Source organism: Campylobacter cuniculorum DSM 23162 = LMG 24588, assembly GCF_002104335.1.
Classification (GTDB): domain Bacteria; phylum Campylobacterota; class Campylobacteria; order Campylobacterales; family Campylobacteraceae; genus Campylobacter_D; species Campylobacter_D cuniculorum.
This window is the reverse complement of record NZ_CP020867.1, coordinates 472,967-489,029: the sequence shown is the minus strand read 5'-3', so window position 1 is coordinate 489,029 and position 16,063 is coordinate 472,967. Positions and strand designations below refer to the sequence as shown.

The following is a 16,063-nucleotide window of genomic DNA, read 5'->3' as shown; positions in this document are numbered from 1 at the left end:
TTTATAATACAATTTGTTAAATTTTGTTAAAGTTTATTTTTGGTATTAAAAATTTTAATATAATCTAAATATTTTTAAAAATTTATCAAGAATTTTACCTATTTTAGAGATATGTTTTATTTTTTTAATTAAAATGAATTTTATATTTTATTTTTTAAAAAAATTACATAAATATTGCATTAAATTTTTGAGAAAATTGCTTAAAATTTTCTTTCTGTTTTGACTCAACATCGATTAAAAGCAAAACTTCATTTTCTTTAAATTCTTTCTTAAAATAGATTTTATTTTTATTAAGAAAATGTTCAAAACGACTTAAAAATTTTAAAGCTATGCTTATTTTAATTTGTTCTTTTAAAGGGATTAAAACTGCCTTTGCTACTGCTGCATTCACAGCCTCACTATAAGCTCTAACCAAGCCTCCTGTCCCAAGTTTTATGCCACCAAAATATCGCACGATAATTACAGCCACATTAACAAGTTCAACACCTCTTAAAACATTAAGAGAAGGTAAAGCTGAAGTGCCTTTTGGCTCACCATCATCGTTTTTATCCTCTACAATTTGATGAAATTTATTTAAAAAACGATACGCCCAAACAAAATGCACAGCTTTTGTGTGTTCCTTTTTTAAATTTTCAAGCAAAGAATCAAATGCATCAAAAGGACAGATAAAAGCTAGAAAGGTGGATTTTTTGATTTTGATTTCTGCTTGATAAATTTGAGAAACTGTTTGCATTTTAACCTTTTAATTTTTGAGTTATTATACTTAAAAATTTTTAGAATCAAAATTTGATTTTAAATTTTTATTTAATTAAAATAAGTTTTAAATTTACTAAAAATTAAAAGACTTTAGCATTTTGCAAATCAAAACTTCATTAATTTTTAATATAAAATCAATACAATTTAAAGATATCTATGAATTTTTTCCAAATTTATATTTGAGTTTTTTAGAAAAAAGATATTGATGCTAAAATCAACAAAATAAAACTAAAAAACCAAGCTTACATAGCTTTCGAAGCAGATAAATACATTTGATTTAAATTATAAATTTACATATAGCATTTCTAAAGAATACAAACAGCTTATACTACAAAATATATTTATAAGTTTTAATATAAATTCTCGTAAGAGCTAATCAAAAGAGTGATTTAGGTACAAAACATATTAAAATACATTTAGAGCAAGAAAGCGAGGGACAAATCACAATAGAAGAATTATTGAATTTAGAAAATTCTATAAGAGCATATTTGAAAATATTTAAAGAACCTTTTATTGATGAAAGAAATGGAAAAATATTTGAATGGGAAAATAATGAAAATGTTAGATTTAGAGCTGTTGCAGATAAAATAGCGAACAATTATTCAGAAAAAATAACAGAATTTCATCAAAGGGGAGGGTCACAACCGCCACTATCCCCCTTTGATGAAGTCATTATAACATTTTACTCTGATATAAATCTTAAGGAAAGAATGGAATTTAAAAATCCTTTAGTTAAAGAATATTACAAAAGACAGAATCAAAATGATACATTTATACTCTATAAGGTTCTTGTAGAATTATTAGAAAAAGAGGGGCTATGCTAATTCACAACTCTCTATCAAAGACATCCTAAAATGTTTAGAGACAAGAAGGAAGTCAAAGAAGTGATAGAAAGGGCTGTGAGTAAGCCTAAAATAATTATAAACAATTCTAGGATAAAAAGTGAAAAAGACTTTATCGTAGCAAAGAGACTAGATAATAAAAAAATGGAAAATGTTAGAATCAGAAATGACAATGGGACGAGTATGATTTATCACACAAATAAAAAGAAAATTACAGAATTTGATAGATTAAAAGAGAAAAGTAGATGGTAGGGACGCTCACACCCCTTACACTCAAGCCCAAAGCTTGACGGGCGACTGGGTTCAAAAGAACATTTTATCTGCCTCTGGCGACTTATACCACAAGATAAAGAAAATAATCAAGGACATATATGTAAAGTTAATTGATACACCCGCAAAGAAAATTAAAATCTTTATTCATTCAATAAGTAAAAATCAACAAAGCCCGCAATGAGCTACTTTCCCCCTGTCAGTAAGACTTAGTATCATCACCCACGATATGCTTAGCTTCTTGGTTCGGGATGGAGCAAGGCGTTTCCATATCTGTATAATCACGGACCTTGTTATTTATGGATACAAAGAAGATTGATGCTTTTTAAGCCTTAGACACTGATTTAAGATGTTAAGTCTTAGTGTAATGAAAGAATGTTAAAATCTTTTTATTTCTAAAAGTCCAAATTTAAAAACTCAAACAAAGACTCAATAGACTTCTCATCAAAAGATTTTCATCCTAAAATGAATCCTTTTAAAAACATCTCTTAACTTCAATGAAGCATAAAAATACATTCAAGTCTTTCATCTCTTCTAAGATTTAAACCATACCCATAAAAAACAAGGTTAAAAACAAACAAGCTGATAAACATTTCCTTAAGATTAATAAAAACCTTAACAAGGAAGTGATGCTCACTGATTGAACTTATAAAATCATCAAGACCTTAAAGTCAAAAAGTTTAAGATAAGCCAAACGTTCTATTAGTACTGGTCAGCTCAAAGACTTTCATCTCTTACACACCCAGCCTATCAAAGTGCTAGTCTTGCACAGAACTTAGAGAAGATTCATCTTAGAGTTGGCTTCACGCTTAGATGCTTTCAGCGTTTATCCTTTCCAAACTTAGCTACGCTGCGATGCCCTTGGCAGGACAACAGCTACACCAGTGGTTTGTTCAACCCGGTCCTCTCGTACTAGGGTCAAAGCTCTTCAATCTTCTTACGCCCACGGCAGATAGGGACCGAACTGTCTCACGACGTTCTGAACCCAGCTCGCGTACCGCTTTAAATGGCGAACAGCCATACCCTTGGGACCTGCTCCAGCCCCAGGATGCGATGAGCCGACATCGAGGTGCCAAACCTCCCCGTCGATGTGAGCTCTTGGGGGAGATCAGCCTGTTATCCCCGGGGTACCTTTTATCCTTTGAGCGATGACCCTTCCACACAGAATCACCGGATCACTAAGACCGACTTTCGTCCCTGCTCGAGTTGTGTCTCTTGCAGTTAAGCTGGCTTTTGCCTTTATACTCTGTGAACGATTTCCAACCGTTCTGAGCCAACCTTTGTAAGCCTCCGTTATTATTTGGGAGGCGACCGCCCCAGTCAAACTACCCACCAGACATTGTCCCACTTGAGGATAACTCAAGCTGGTTAGCTACCCAAATAAGAAAGAGTGGTATCTCAACAATGGCTCCTATACAACTAGCGTCATATATTCAAAGCCTCCCACCTATCCTGCACATTCTTATCCAAGCAGCAGTGTCAAGCTATAGTAAAGGTCCACGGGGTCTTTCCGTCTTGCCGCGGGTAGGAGGAATTTTCACCTCCACTACAATTTCACTGGATCCCTCTTTGAGACAGCTCCCATCTCGTTACGCCATTCATGCAGGTCGGTATTTAACCGACAAGGAATTTCGCTACCTTAGGACCGTTATAGTTACGGCCGCCGTTTACTCGGGCTTCGATCAAGAGCTTCGCTGATGCTAACCCCATCAATTAACCTTCGAGCACCGGGCAGGCGTCACACCCTATACATCCTCTTACGAGTTAGCAGAGTGCTGTGTTTTTGGTAAACAGTCGGGAGGGACTCTTTGTTGTAAGTTTCTTCGCTTTCGAAGTGAATTCTAATACGAAGCGAACCACACCTTATACCGAAGATACGGTGCTATTTTGCAGAGTTCCTTAAAGAGAGTTCTTCCACGCGCCTTAGAATACTCATCCCACCCACCTGTGTCGGTTTATGGTACGGGCAACATTAGCTAAACTTAGAAACTTTTCTTGGCTCGACAGCATCAGAGGTTCTCCTCGCTATCCGAAGACTTTGAAGAGCCTTTAAGACCTCAGTGTATTCTTATACGGATTTGCCTGTATAAGCACTCACATCCTTAGACTAGCACTTCCATCCGCTAGCCCTCCTAGCTCTAAGCGTCCTTCCATCGCACACTAATGTTGGTATTGGAATATTAACCAATTTGCCATCGCCTACCCCTTTCGGACTTGGCTTAGGACCCGACTAACCCTACGATGACGAGCATCGCGTAGGAAACCTTGGGTTTTCGGCGTTAATGATTCTCACATTAATTATCGCTACTCATGCCTGCATGCTCACTTCTATTCGCTCCAGCACTCCTTACCGGTATACCTTCAACGCTAATAGAACGCTCTCCTACCACTTGCACACAACTTAAACTGCTTGATTTAATTCTTTGTCATAAAAGCTTTTTTAAACAATCAATTTTTGCTTTGATGATTAAAGCTGATGAAAACCTTTGAAATTGAATTCTTTATCAAGCATTTGAGCTTTGAATTTTTATTTCAAGCTTTCTAAAAATTTTCTAAAACTTTTTTTGATTTTTTAAAACTTTTCAAATTTTAAATCTTTTTTATTTTAAATCTTTTTTATTTTAAATCTTTTTTATTGTTTTATTTTATTATTTGACTTAAAATTTCAGTTTTTCTCTTTATAAGCTTCTTTGGTTTATAAGCTCTTTCATTTTATCTCTATTATTTGTTTTTATCTTAAAGTTTAATTCATCCTCTTAAAAAAGAATTTGCTTTGAGATTGATGTTAAACTTCTGTTTTAAAAGTTTTTCTTTATAATCTTTATCATCTCACTATAATTCTCATTTAAATTGTATCTTAATCTTTTTTGATTTGAGTGTTTGTATTTGTCTAATCATTCTCATAATCTTTTTTAAGACTCAATGATTAAAGCCCTTAATCAAATGAAGCATTAAAACAAGTCAATTTAAAATAAAGGCTCTTTTAAGAGCTTTGTTTTAAGGTTTATAAATCTCAAAAACTTTATAATAAAGAATTCATAAAAAGTTTTATAAAGAAACTTAATATAAAGAATTGAAAAAGTTTATCCATAAAAACTTATCAATCAGTCTAAGTTGTATGCAAGTCTATAGCTTCGGTACTTACTTTAGCCCCGTTATATTTTCCGCACAAAATCACTAGACCAGTGAGCTATTACGCTTTCTTTAAAGGATGGCTGCTTCTAAGCCAACCTCCTGGTTGTTTGAGTAACTTCACATCGTTTTCCACTGAAGTAAGATTTGGGGACCTTAGCTGATAGTCTGGGTTGTTTCCCTCTTGACGACGGATTTTATCACTCGCCGTCTGACTGCTGTGATACCACTTAGGGTATTCGGAGTTTGATAGGGTTTGGTACATTGGTGTATGCCCTAGCCCATTCAGTGCTCTACCCCCCTAAGCTACTTCACAACGCTATACCTCAATATATTTCGGAGAGAACCAGCTATCACGAAGTTTGATTGGCCTTTCACCCCTATCCACAAGTCATCCCGGGGCTTTTCAACGCCTATGGGTTCGCTCCTCCACTAGCTCTTACACTAGCTTCAAGCTGCTCATGGATAGATCACTTCGTTTCGGGTCTGCAGCATCTGACTTTTTGCCCTATTCAGACTCGCTTTCGCTACGGCTTCGCGTTTGCTTAACCTTGCCAGACACCACAACTCGCAGGCTCATTATGCAAAAGGCAGTCCATCACCCTTGTGAATCCCTTTGAAGAATCACTCAAATTCAGTTTGCAATGACTTTTTAGAAAGTTTAAAAATCTTTGTGTGAGAGCTCTTAGGGCTCATCTTTGCAGATTTTTCTGCACAATCTTTCTAATGAAAACAAAATCATACAAGAAATACTAACATGCTATCACAGACAAATTTTATGCCTTGATTGGGATGCCACTTATTATAATGAGAGCATCTTGCAAAAGCATTCTAAACTTGCTCCTTTATATTAAGAATCTCATTTCGCAAAACACTTATATATAAAATTTGTAAGTTTGCTTCTAAGTCTGTTTTAAATTTTTTAGCATCTTCGTATGGGAAAATAAGGAAAATAATAAAGAAAATAAGCAAAAATGTTTTTGCAATCTTGCTCATATTTTTATGATAATGCCAAAACGTATCAACTTGCTGTGAAGGCTTATTAGCTCATTTATTTATATGGTTTATAAAGAAGCAATACAATTTATTATACCAAACTGCAATCAGTCGAGTATCTTCTAAATCTTAAACTTTACTCTCTTATCCATAATCTTAAATGATTATCTCTTCTAGGTCTAAGGCTTGATGAGTTTATAATCTTTCTGACAAGAGATACTAAGCATTAGCTCTTGTCTATAATTGTATAAGTGAATCATAATCCTAGTTTCTTATATGCGTCGTTGTTTCATTTTCCCAAATCAACTCATCCTTTGTCATTGTCTTTTCAAAAAAGATGAGAGAAATCCGGTTTGTGAGAAGGCTTTATACCTCCTTAATTCCTCAAAGGGACTCACAATAGGGCTCTGAATGATTGTAAGCAAATGGTTTCAGGTTCTATTTCACTCCGCTCACCGCGGTTCTTTTCACCTTTCCCTCACGGTACTTGTTCGCTATCGATCTGGTAGGAGTATTTAGGGTTGGAGAGTGGTCTCCCCAGCTTCAGGCAGGATTTCACGTGTCCCGCCCTACTCAGGATACTGCTAGGTAGAAATCGTTTTTCGCATACGGGACTATCACCCTCTATGGCTACACTTTCCAGAGTGTTCTGCTAAACTCATTCCTTCCACATTGCAGTCCTACAACCCCTAGTGCAAGCACTAGGTTTGCCCTGTTACGCTTTCGCTCGCCACTACTGACGCAATCTCTATTGATTTCTTTTCCTAAGGGTACTAAGATGTTTCAATTCCCCTCGTTCGCTCCATTATGGTAAGATATATCTCTATATCTTGGGTTGCCCCATTCGGAAATCTACGGCTCAAAGCTTCTTGACAGCTCCCCGTAGCTTATCGCAGTCTAGTACGTCCTTCATCGCCTTTACCAGTCAAGGCATCCACCATTTGCTCTTTATAGCTTACCTTTTTTCATTCTAAAACGCATCACTTCCTTGCTAAAGTTTTATCATTGCCATTTTAATTCAAGACGGAAAGCATTCAAGTTGAGACTTGAAACTTAAGCTTTAAAATATTTAAAGAAATTTAAAACAACAATGCTTTAACAAGTTCAGTAAAATTGTTTATAACTTGCTTGTGTTTTTAACAATAATAATTCAAAGAACAGCTTTGAAATCCCACTTAATCTTAATTTAAAAAATAAAACATTTTGTATTATTGCGAAAGTAAAATTTGCAAAGTAAAGCTAGAATTATACTTTAAAATGCTTAAAGTTTTATAAAATAATGAAGGGTTTTTAGAAAATTGAATTTATTTTTGGGTGTTTTATGGAAGATTTTTGTGAAAGGAGCGGAATTTTAAATTCTTTGAAATAATTTTTGAAATTTCAACTTGCATCTTTACAGTATTTAACATAATTAAAAAATTAATTGCATATATACAGAAATATACCATTAAGATATAGTGTTTGCAAATGATTGATTATCTTTAAAGATAAAGGCAAATGATATTTATAAATATTTAGGGAATATTTTAAGATTAAATTTATATTATATAAGATATAATCATGCTTACTCTTAAGGAGCGGAGGTAAGAAGATGAAAAAATATCTAAAAAGCTTTATTCTCGTAGGATTTTTTGTAAGCGGTCTTTTTGCTTACAATGACCCTTATGTTTGCTCTTTGCAAAATTTATTCAATCAAGATAGTTGCAAATCCGATTTAGTGCCTCAAGATGATTATAATTGCCTTGCTTTGCCTAATATTAGAGTAAATGGTGAGCCTGTTTGTGTAGTGTATTATTGATTATCTTTGAGCTTAAAAAATTTAATTTTTGAAGGAAAGTTCATGGGAATGGGAATTTTTGCTATAGCTGTCAATACTTTTTACAAAACTAAAGATGTAGCGGTTTTTAGTGCAATGCCTTCGAAAAATGTCATAAGAAAGCAAGAAGATTTCACTCTTAATAAAAACCAAAGCTTGAATACTGATGGTCATTTTGTTAAATTTTTTAGTGACAATAAGCAGTTTTCTTTAAAATTAAACGATGAAAGTTTAGAACTTTTAAAAAATCATTTTGGTGAAAATGATTTTTTAAACCTTAAAGATGGAAGCACAGCCTTAAGTGGAAAGGCAGGAGCCTTTGTAGAAGGTTGGTATAAAGACATACTTTATAAACGTGATTTTTTACTTGCCGATAGAGATCATAATGGACGCATAGAGAACGACGAGTTTTTGTCTTTAAAAAATTCTGTTAAAGATAGGGCTGAAAATCAAAATTTAATCGATTCTTATAAAGCTGTAGTTTTAAGAGAAGCAAAAAGTACAGAGGGTTACGTTTCTTCTCAAGTTGAAAATAAAGCTTTAAGCGTAGAAGATTTACTCAATGAAAGCATTAAAAGCGATAGAAATTTTGATGGACAAATCACGCGTTTAGAATACGCCGCTAAAGGTAAAACAGACATAGAAGGTTATGAGAATTGGGCTGTTCAATCTTTAAATGAGCTTTTAAGTGAAAAGAATAAACAAGAAAAAATCACCCTAGTTGTTGATCCTTATAATATATTTTGGTCTAATCCTATAAATAATACTTTAAATCAAATGCGCTCATACTATGAGGATATAGGTTTGGAAAAATTTTCACAACCACAATCATCATCACAATCGCAATCAAACAATATGGTCATTTATACTTCAGATAAAAAAAATATTGATGAAAAAGAAGAACTACTCAATGAATTGGGCTTTGATTGAAAATAATCCCCATCTTACTCGTGCAGATTTAGAAAAACTTAGAGATAAAAAGCAGATTGCACAAGCTTATCAAAACAGCCAAAAACCAGATTTAAAAACAAAATTCACTCAAGCATTTTCTCAAACTGATTTAAGTGTATAATTTATATTTAATTTCAAATGCGTTATAATCACTCTCAATTTAAATTTTTGAGTGAGCTTATGCAAAAAAATATCGTTTTTATGGGAACCCCATCTTATGCAACCACAATCTTAAAAGAACTTTTAAAATCCTTTAACATTCTAGCTCTTTACACTCAAGAAGACAAAGCCGTAGGGAGGAAACAAATTCTTACCCCAAGCCATACTAAGGCTTTTTTAATGCAAAATTTTCCATCCATTCCTATCTTTACACCGAAAAATTTAAAGGATGAAAGCATAACAAGGCAAATTGATTCATTAAAGCCTGATTTTATCATCGTAGCAGCTTATGGGAAGATCTTACCAAAAAGCATTTTAAACCTTGCTCCTTGCATCAATTTACATGCCTCTTTGCTTCCAAAATATCGTGGAGCATCCCCCATACAAAGTGCAATTTTAAACGCAGAGGAAAAAAGCGGAGTTTGCACTATGCTTATGGACGAAGGACTTGACACAGGAGCAATTTTACAAAGTCAAGAATGTGATATTAAAAACAAAAATTCCGAAGAAGTTTTTGAACTTTTAGCGAATTTAGCGGCGAACTTATGCGTTGATACTCTTTTAAATTTTCATAAACTCATCCCTCTTCCTCAAGATGAAAATCAAGCGACATTTTGCAAAAAGATTAAAAAAGAAGATGGGTTGATTGAATTTAACAATGCGAGAGAAATTTATCAAAAATTCTTAGCTTTTTTTACTTGGCCGGGAATTTTTTTAGAAAATGGTTTAAAAATTTTAGATTTAGAATTTCTTGATGATAAAAAACATTCAATGATTGGAGAGATTTTAAAACTTGAAAAAGAAAGTTTTTTACTTGCTTGTCAAATAGGAACTTTAAGAATTAAAAAACTTCAAGCTAGTGGGAAAAAACCTATTGATGCAAGAAGTTATTTAAATGGAAAAAGGCTTAAAAATGGAGATTGTTTGCGTTGAAAAATTAGACTCCACTCATCTATTTTTATGTGAAAAAATCCGCAAGGGCGAAACAGACAAAAATTTTGCAATCTATGCTTTAGAACAAACAAATGGGGTTGGAAGTAAAGATAATATTTGGCAGAGTTCAAAAGGAAATTTACATTTATCTTTTTGCATGAAACAAGATGATTTGCCTCAAGATTTGCCTCTAGCTTCAGCAAGTATTTATTTTGCTTATTTGCTTAAAGAAATTTTAGAGAGTAAAGGCTCACAAATTTGGCTTAAATGGCCTAATGATTTGTATATTAAAGATTTAAAAGCGGGTGGAATCATCAGTGCAAAAATAAAAGATTTTATTATCGGTGGCATAGGGCTTAATTTGAAATTTGCTCCTAAAAACACCACTTTGCTCGATATAAAAATTTCCCTTAAAGATTTAGTGGAAGAGTTTTTAGAAATTTTAGAACAAAAAAAATCATGGAAGAATATTTTTAGAAAATATATGCTAGAATTTGAAAAATCAAAAAAATTTAGCGTCTGTCACGAGGGCAAAAAAATTCCTTTAGAAAATGCTCTTTTGTATGAAGATGGGTCGATTTTATTAGAGAATAAAAGGGTGTATAGTTTAAGATGAGTGAAGTTATCACAATAGCAAATCAAAAAGGTGGAGTCGGTAAAACAACCACGGCTGTTAATTTAGCAGCTTCTTTAGCGGTAGCAGAAAAAAAAGTTTTGCTTATAGATGTTGATCCTCAAGCAAATGCTACAACAGGACTTGGCTTTAATAGAAACAATTACGAATACAATATTTATCACGTTTTTATCAATAGAAAAAAACTTTCAGATATTATTTTAAAAACCGAATTACCCAAACTTCATTTAGCTCCTTCAAATATAGGACTTGTAGGAATAGAACAAGAACTTGCTAAGGGCGAGGATAGCCAAAGAAAAATGGTGCTTAAAAATCAACTCAAAGAAGTGATTGACGAATATGATTTTATCATTATAGATTCTCCTCCTGCTTTAGGAAGTATTACCATTAATGCTTTTGCAGCAAGTGATAGCGTGATTATTCCTATACAATGTGAATTTTATGCCCTTGAAGGCGTGGCTATGGTCTTAAACACTATAAAAATTATCAAAAAGACTATCAATCCTAAACTTCGAGTAAGAGGCTTTTTACCTACAATGTATAGCTCTCAAAATAATCTCTCTAAAGATGTGGTTGAGGATTTAAAGCAGAATTTCAAAAAACAACTTTTTACAATTAATGGCAATGAAGAAGATTTTATAGTTATTCCAAGAAATGTAAAACTTGCTGAAAGCCCAAGCTTTGGAAAACCTATTATACTTTATGATATAAAATCTCCGGGTTCTTTAGCCTATCAAAATTTAGCCCATTCAATTTTAGGATAAAATAATGAAAAAAGGTGGTTTAGGTAAAGGATTGAGTAAGCTTTTAGGAGATATGGACGCTGTTTATACGAAAGAATTAGGACTTGATAAAAATCAGGTCAGAGAAATTCTTATTGAAAAAATCAAACCCAACCCTTTCCAACCCAGAAAATATTTTGATGAAAAATCCCTTAATGAACTTTCAAAATCTATCGAAGAATACGGGCTTATCCAGCCTATTGTAGTGCTTAAAAAAGATGATTTTTTCATTTTAGTTTCAGGTGAAAGAAGATTACGTGCCAGTCAAATTTTAGGTTTAAAAACCATTGCAGCTCTCATTTCTAATGCCCAAGAAGAGAAATTAAGAGAATTTGCACTCATTGAAAATATCCAAAGAGAAGATTTAAATCCAATTGAACTTGCAAATTCCTATAAAAGCTTGATTGAAGAGCATAAAATCACTCAAGAAAATTTAGCCAACATTCTTCACAAAAGTCGCAGTCAAATTACTAATACCCTAAGGCTTTTAAATTTAAATCCAAAAACTCAAGATTTTATTGCTCAAGGTAAAATTTCTCAAGGACATGCCAAAGTCTTAGTAGGATTAGATAAAAAAGATGAAGAAATGGTGGTCGATAGTATTTTAGGACAAAAACTCAATGTCCATGACACAGAAAAAATGATTAAAAAAATAAAAAATAAAGGTAAATTTTCTTTAAATTCCCATTTTGAATTTGAAAATGAAATGAAAAAAATAACACAAATTTTAGCTCAATATGGCTTTGAATGCAAAAATCAAAAAGAAAAACTTACTATTTATTTAACAAGTATTGATAAAATTAAGAAATTCAGTAAAATTTTAGATTAAATTGAATCTTTTTATGGTATTATAAGTTATAAAAATATATTAAGAACTATAATTAAATTAACAATAGAAGGAATATTTTATGTTTGATGATATGAATGTCTCTACAATGTTAGCAACCGGAGCAATTTTTTTAGCCATGATTGTTATTTTAAATGCTATATTTTACAAACCTCTTTTGAAATTTATGGACGATAGAGACAATTCTATAAAAAATGATGAAATGAAAGTTAAAGACAATTCACAAGAAATTTTGGGAGTCAATGACGAACTTGAAAAAATTCAAAGGGCTACAAGAGAAGAAATTCAAAAGATTAAACAAGAAGCAATTAAACAAGCTAAACAAGAAGTGGAACAAGAATTTAAAATAAAAAAAGAAGAACTTGAGAAGAAAACGGCTATTTTTTATGCGGATTTACAAAATCAAAAGCAAGAATTAAAAAAGAACTTGATAGCACATTTGCCCGAGCTCAAGCAAACTTTGCAAAATGCCCTTAGGAAGGTTTAAGCTATGAAAAAATCAATTTATCTTACTATTTTAACACCTTTATTCGCTTTAGCTTCTTCAGGGGGCGAGGATTATGACATCATACCAAGAACGATTAATTTTGTCATTTTTATTGCTATATTACTTTATTTTATAGCAACGCCTTTAAAGAATTTTTACAAAAATCGTATTTTAAAAATCTCTTCAAAACTCGATGAAATTCAGAAAAAACTTTTAGAAAGTAAAAATAAAAAATTTAATGCCGTAAAAAAACTTGAAGAGGTTAAGACAGGTGCTTCAAGTGCTTTAATCACTGCCAAAAAAGAGGCAGAAATTTTAAGTGCTAAAATTAAAACTCAAGCAAAAGAAGAACTTGAATTGCTTGACAAACATTTTGAAGAACATAAAAATTATGAGTTAAGAAAAATGGAAAAAGAAGTGGTTTCAGAGCTCATTATTGAGATTTTTAATGATTCAACAATAGAACTTAAACAAAATGAAATCGTTGATATTATGGTTAAAAAGGTGTCTTAATGAATGATTTAATTGCTAAAAAATATGCTAAAGCCGTTGCACCAAGAGCAGATATGAATGAATTTTATAATAATTTGTGTGTTTTAAATTCAGCTTTTACTCTACCGAAATTCAAAACTTTAATAGAATCCACTCAAATTAAAAAAGATAAAAAATTAGAATTAATCCATTCATTTTTCACTCAAATGAGTCCAAACTTTAAAAATTTTTTAAAACTTCTTGCTGAAAATTCAAGACTTTCTTATATTCCACAAATCGTTAAAGAACTTGAAAAAGAAATATCCTATAAAGAAAAAACTTATTTGGGCGTGGTTTATACTCAAGAAAATTTAGATGAAGAAAAACTTAAAGAATTAGAAAATAAACTTAGCACTAGATTGAATGCTAAAATTAAATTAAAAAATCAATTAAATCAAGACAAAGGTGTTAAAATCACTTTAGAAGAATTAGGTTATGAAATATCTTTTTCTATGAAAGATCTTCAAAATAAGATAAGTGAATTTATACTAAAAAATATTTAAATAAGGAGTATATGAATGAAATTTAAAGCTGATGAAATCAGTTCCATAATTAAAGAAAGAATTGAAAATTTTGATTTAAATTTAGAGATTGAAGAAACCGGAAAAATCATCTCTGTTGCCGATGGAGTTGCCAAAGTCTATGGTCTAAAAAACATTATGGCTGGAGAAATGGTCGAGTTTGAAAATGGCGAAAAAGGTATGGCTCTTAATCTTGAAGAAAGTAGCGTAGGTATCGTAATACTTGGTAAAGGTGTAGATTTAAGAGAAGGCAGTTCAGTTAAAAGACTCAAAAAACTTCTTAAAGTTCCTGTGGGTGAAGCCTTAGTAAGCAGAGTTGTTAATGCTTTAGGAGAACCTATAGACGCTAAAGGACCAATAGACGCTAATGAATTTCGCTTTGTTGAAGAAAAAGCAAAGGGTATTATGGCAAGAAAAAGTGTCCATGAACCTTTAATAACAGGAATCAAAGCAATTGATGCCCTTGTACCTATCGGTAGAGGACAAAGAGAATTAATCATCGGGGACAGACAAACAGGAAAAACAACTGTTGCAATAGATACCATTATCAGTCAAAAAGGGCAAAATGTCATCTGTATTTATGTTGCTATCGGTCAAAAACAAAGCACGGTAGCACAGGTGGTTAAAAGACTTGAAGAGCACGGAGCTATGGATTATACAATTGTTGTCAATGCAGGTGCTAGTGACCCAGCTGCTTTGCAATACCTCGCACCTTATGCAGGTGTAACTATGGGAGAATATTTTAGAGATAATTCAAAACATGCCCTAATCATCTATGATGATTTAAGCAAACATGCTGTAGCTTATCGTGAAATGAGTCTTATTTTACGTCGTCCTCCCGGACGTGAAGCTTATCCGGGTGATGTTTTTTATCTGCATTCAAGATTGCTTGAAAGAGCAAGTAAATTAAATGATAAACTCGGTGCAGGGAGTTTGACTGCTTTACCTATTATAGAAACTCAAGCTGGAGATGTTTCAGCTTATATTCCAACTAATGTTATTTCAATTACCGATGGGCAAATTTTCCTTGAAACAGATTTATTTAACAGCGGAATTCGTCCAGCTATCAATGTAGGCTTATCAGTTTCAAGAGTGGGCGGTGCAGCTCAAATTAAAGCAACGAAGCAAGTTTCAGGAAATTTAAGGCTTGATTTAGCTCAATACAGAGAACTTCAAGCTTTTGCTCAATTTGCAAGTGATTTGGATGAAGCAAGCAGAAAACAACTTGAAAGAGGACAAAGAATGGTAGAGGTTTTAAAACAAGCTCCTTATTCTCCGCTCACACCAGAAAAGCAAGTTGTTCTGATTTTTGCAGGAACTAAGGGATTCTTAGATGATATTGCAGTGGATAAAATTAAGGATTTCGAAGAGGGAATTTACACCTTTATTCAAACAAAATATCCAGAGATTTTTGAGCAAATTAGCTCTAAAAAAGCTTTAGATAATGATATAGAAGAAAAATTAACTAAAGCTATTGATGAATTTAAAGCAAATCATTTATAAGGTCTTTTATGTCTAATTTAAAAGAAATCAAACGAAAGATAAAAAGCGTCCATAACACGCAAAAAACTACAAATGCAATGAAACTCGTTTCTACTGCAAAACTCAAAAAAGCAGAGGAAGCAGCTAAAAGGGCTAGAGTTTATGCACAAAAGATTGATGAAATTTTAAGTGAAATTTCATACCAGCTTAATAAAGTGATTCATAATGAAGAAGACACGCGATTTAGCCTTTTTCATGAAAGAAAACAAATTAAAAATATAGATTTGATTTTTATAACTGCAGACAAAGGGCTTTGCGGAGGGTTTAATATCAAAACTCTTAAGGCAGTGAGTGAATTTTTAAGTGATTATAAAAACAAAAATATTAATATTCGTTTAAGGGCTGTGGGAAAAACAGGGATTGATTATTTTAGTTTTCAAAAGATAGAGCTTTTAGAACAATATTTGCATTTAAGTTCAAGCCCTAATTATGAAAAAGCTTGTATGGTCATTCAAGCTGCTGTCAATGATTATTTAAATGGACAAACCGATGGAGTAATCCTAATACACAATGGCTATAAAAATATGATCACTCAAGAATTAAGGATTAATCATATCATTCCCGTTGAACCAAAACAAGTTGAAAAAGGGCAAAATTCGCTTTTAGAGCTTGAACCTGAAGGGAGCGATATTTTAGAAGATTTGATGAAAACTTATTTTGAGTATAATATGTATTATGCTTTAATTGATTCTTTAGCTGCTGAACACAGTGCTAGAATGCAAGCAATGGATAATGCAACAAATAATGCAAAAACAAGAGTCAAAGAGCTTAATCTAGCGTATAATAAAGCCAGACAAGAATCCATTACTACTGAACTCATTGAGATAATCAGTGGTGTTGAGTCTATGAAATAGAAAATTTAAG

General features: G+C 32.5%; 15 protein-coding genes and 2 rRNA genes. 14 read left to right on the top strand and 3 right to left on the bottom strand.

Annotation, left to right across the window (positions count from 1 at the left end; all coding sequences use genetic code 11):
- Positions 1–163: 163 nt before the first annotated feature.
- Positions 164–733 (bottom strand): IMPACT family protein, encoded by a 570-nt coding sequence (locus tag CCUN_RS02520; RefSeq protein ID WP_027305925.1) that lies wholly within the window; start codon positions 731–733, stop codon positions 164–166.
- A 511-nt stretch (positions 734–1,244) separates the two neighbouring features.
- On the opposite strand from CCUN_RS02520, the gene CCUN_RS02515 reads away from it, so the two are divergent.
- The gene (locus tag CCUN_RS02515; protein ID WP_085296630.1) at positions 1,245–1,580 is read left to right on the top strand and encodes a hypothetical protein; all 336 of its coding nucleotides are present in this window, start codon (positions 1,245–1,247) and stop codon (positions 1,578–1,580) included.
- A gap of 30 nt (positions 1,581–1,610) precedes the next feature.
- Positions 1,611–1,850 carry a hypothetical protein gene (locus tag CCUN_RS02510; protein ID WP_051521720.1) on the top strand — a complete coding sequence of 80 codons (240 nt, stop codon included), beginning with the start codon at positions 1,611–1,613 and terminating at the stop codon, positions 1,848–1,850.
- Between the two features lie 190 nt (positions 1,851–2,040).
- Here the strand turns inward: CCUN_RS02510 and rrf are convergent.
- Both rrf and CCUN_RS02500 read right to left on the bottom strand, forming a co-directional pair.
- Positions 2,041–2,157, bottom strand: a 5S ribosomal RNA gene (rrf, locus tag CCUN_RS02505).
- A gap of 392 nt (positions 2,158–2,549) precedes the next feature.
- Positions 2,550–6,957, bottom strand: a 23S ribosomal RNA gene (locus CCUN_RS02500).
- Positions 6,958–7,587: 630 nt separating this feature from the next.
- Between CCUN_RS02500 and CCUN_RS02495 the strand changes: the two genes are divergently transcribed.
- The 12 genes from CCUN_RS02495 to atpG all read left to right on the top strand — a co-directional run bounded on the left by CCUN_RS02495 (position 7,588) and on the right by atpG (position 16,053).
- Positions 7,588–7,794, top strand: coding sequence for a hypothetical protein (locus CCUN_RS02495; protein WP_027305979.1), 207 nt, complete (start codon positions 7,588–7,590; stop codon positions 7,792–7,794).
- Positions 7,795–7,836: 42 nt separating this feature from the next.
- Entirely contained in the window at positions 7,837–8,742 is a 906-nt protein-coding gene (locus CCUN_RS02490) for a hypothetical protein (protein WP_174564651.1), read from the top strand.
- Entirely contained in the window at positions 8,723–8,884 is a 162-nt protein-coding gene (locus CCUN_RS09720) for a hypothetical protein (RefSeq protein ID WP_157258354.1), read from the top strand. Before CCUN_RS02490 ends, CCUN_RS09720 begins: the two co-directional genes overlap by 20 nt.
- 59 nt (positions 8,885–8,943) lie before the next feature.
- The gene (fmt, locus tag CCUN_RS02485; protein WP_035175875.1) at positions 8,944–9,855 is read left to right on the top strand and encodes a methionyl-tRNA formyltransferase; all 912 of its coding nucleotides are present in this window, start codon (positions 8,944–8,946) and stop codon (positions 9,853–9,855) included.
- Positions 9,818–10,471 (top strand): biotin--[acetyl-CoA-carboxylase] ligase, encoded by a 654-nt coding sequence (locus tag CCUN_RS02480; RefSeq protein ID WP_027305977.1) that lies wholly within the window; start codon positions 9,818–9,820, stop codon positions 10,469–10,471. The genes fmt and CCUN_RS02480 overlap by 38 nt, the downstream gene beginning before the upstream one ends.
- Positions 10,468–11,253: a ParA family protein gene (locus tag CCUN_RS02475; protein ID WP_027305976.1), complete on the top strand. Its 786-nt coding sequence runs from the start codon at positions 10,468–10,470 to the stop codon at positions 11,251–11,253. The genes CCUN_RS02480 and CCUN_RS02475 overlap by 4 nt, the downstream gene beginning before the upstream one ends.
- Positions 11,254–11,257: 4 nt before the next feature.
- Positions 11,258–12,100, top strand: coding sequence for a ParB/RepB/Spo0J family partition protein (locus CCUN_RS02470; RefSeq protein WP_027305975.1), 843 nt, complete (start codon positions 11,258–11,260; stop codon positions 12,098–12,100).
- A 79-nt stretch (positions 12,101–12,179) separates the two neighbouring features.
- Positions 12,180–12,605, top strand: coding sequence for a F0F1 ATP synthase subunit B family protein (locus CCUN_RS02465; protein ID WP_027305974.1), 426 nt, complete (start codon positions 12,180–12,182; stop codon positions 12,603–12,605).
- A 3-nt stretch (positions 12,606–12,608) separates the two neighbouring features.
- Positions 12,609–13,118, top strand: coding sequence for a F0F1 ATP synthase subunit B (locus CCUN_RS02460; RefSeq protein ID WP_027305973.1), 510 nt, complete (start codon positions 12,609–12,611; stop codon positions 13,116–13,118).
- Positions 13,118–13,639: a F0F1 ATP synthase subunit delta gene (locus tag CCUN_RS02455; RefSeq protein WP_027305972.1), complete on the top strand. Its 522-nt coding sequence runs from the start codon at positions 13,118–13,120 to the stop codon at positions 13,637–13,639. Before CCUN_RS02460 ends, CCUN_RS02455 begins: the two co-directional genes overlap by 1 nt.
- A gap of 15 nt (positions 13,640–13,654) precedes the next feature.
- Entirely contained in the window at positions 13,655–15,160 is a 1,506-nt protein-coding gene (atpA, locus tag CCUN_RS02450; RefSeq protein WP_027305971.1) for a F0F1 ATP synthase subunit alpha, read from the top strand.
- Between the two features lie 8 nt (positions 15,161–15,168).
- The gene (atpG, locus tag CCUN_RS02445; RefSeq protein WP_027305970.1) at positions 15,169–16,053 is read left to right on the top strand and encodes an ATP synthase F1 subunit gamma; all 885 of its coding nucleotides are present in this window, start codon (positions 15,169–15,171) and stop codon (positions 16,051–16,053) included.
- The last annotated feature ends 10 nt before the right edge of the window (positions 16,054–16,063 follow it).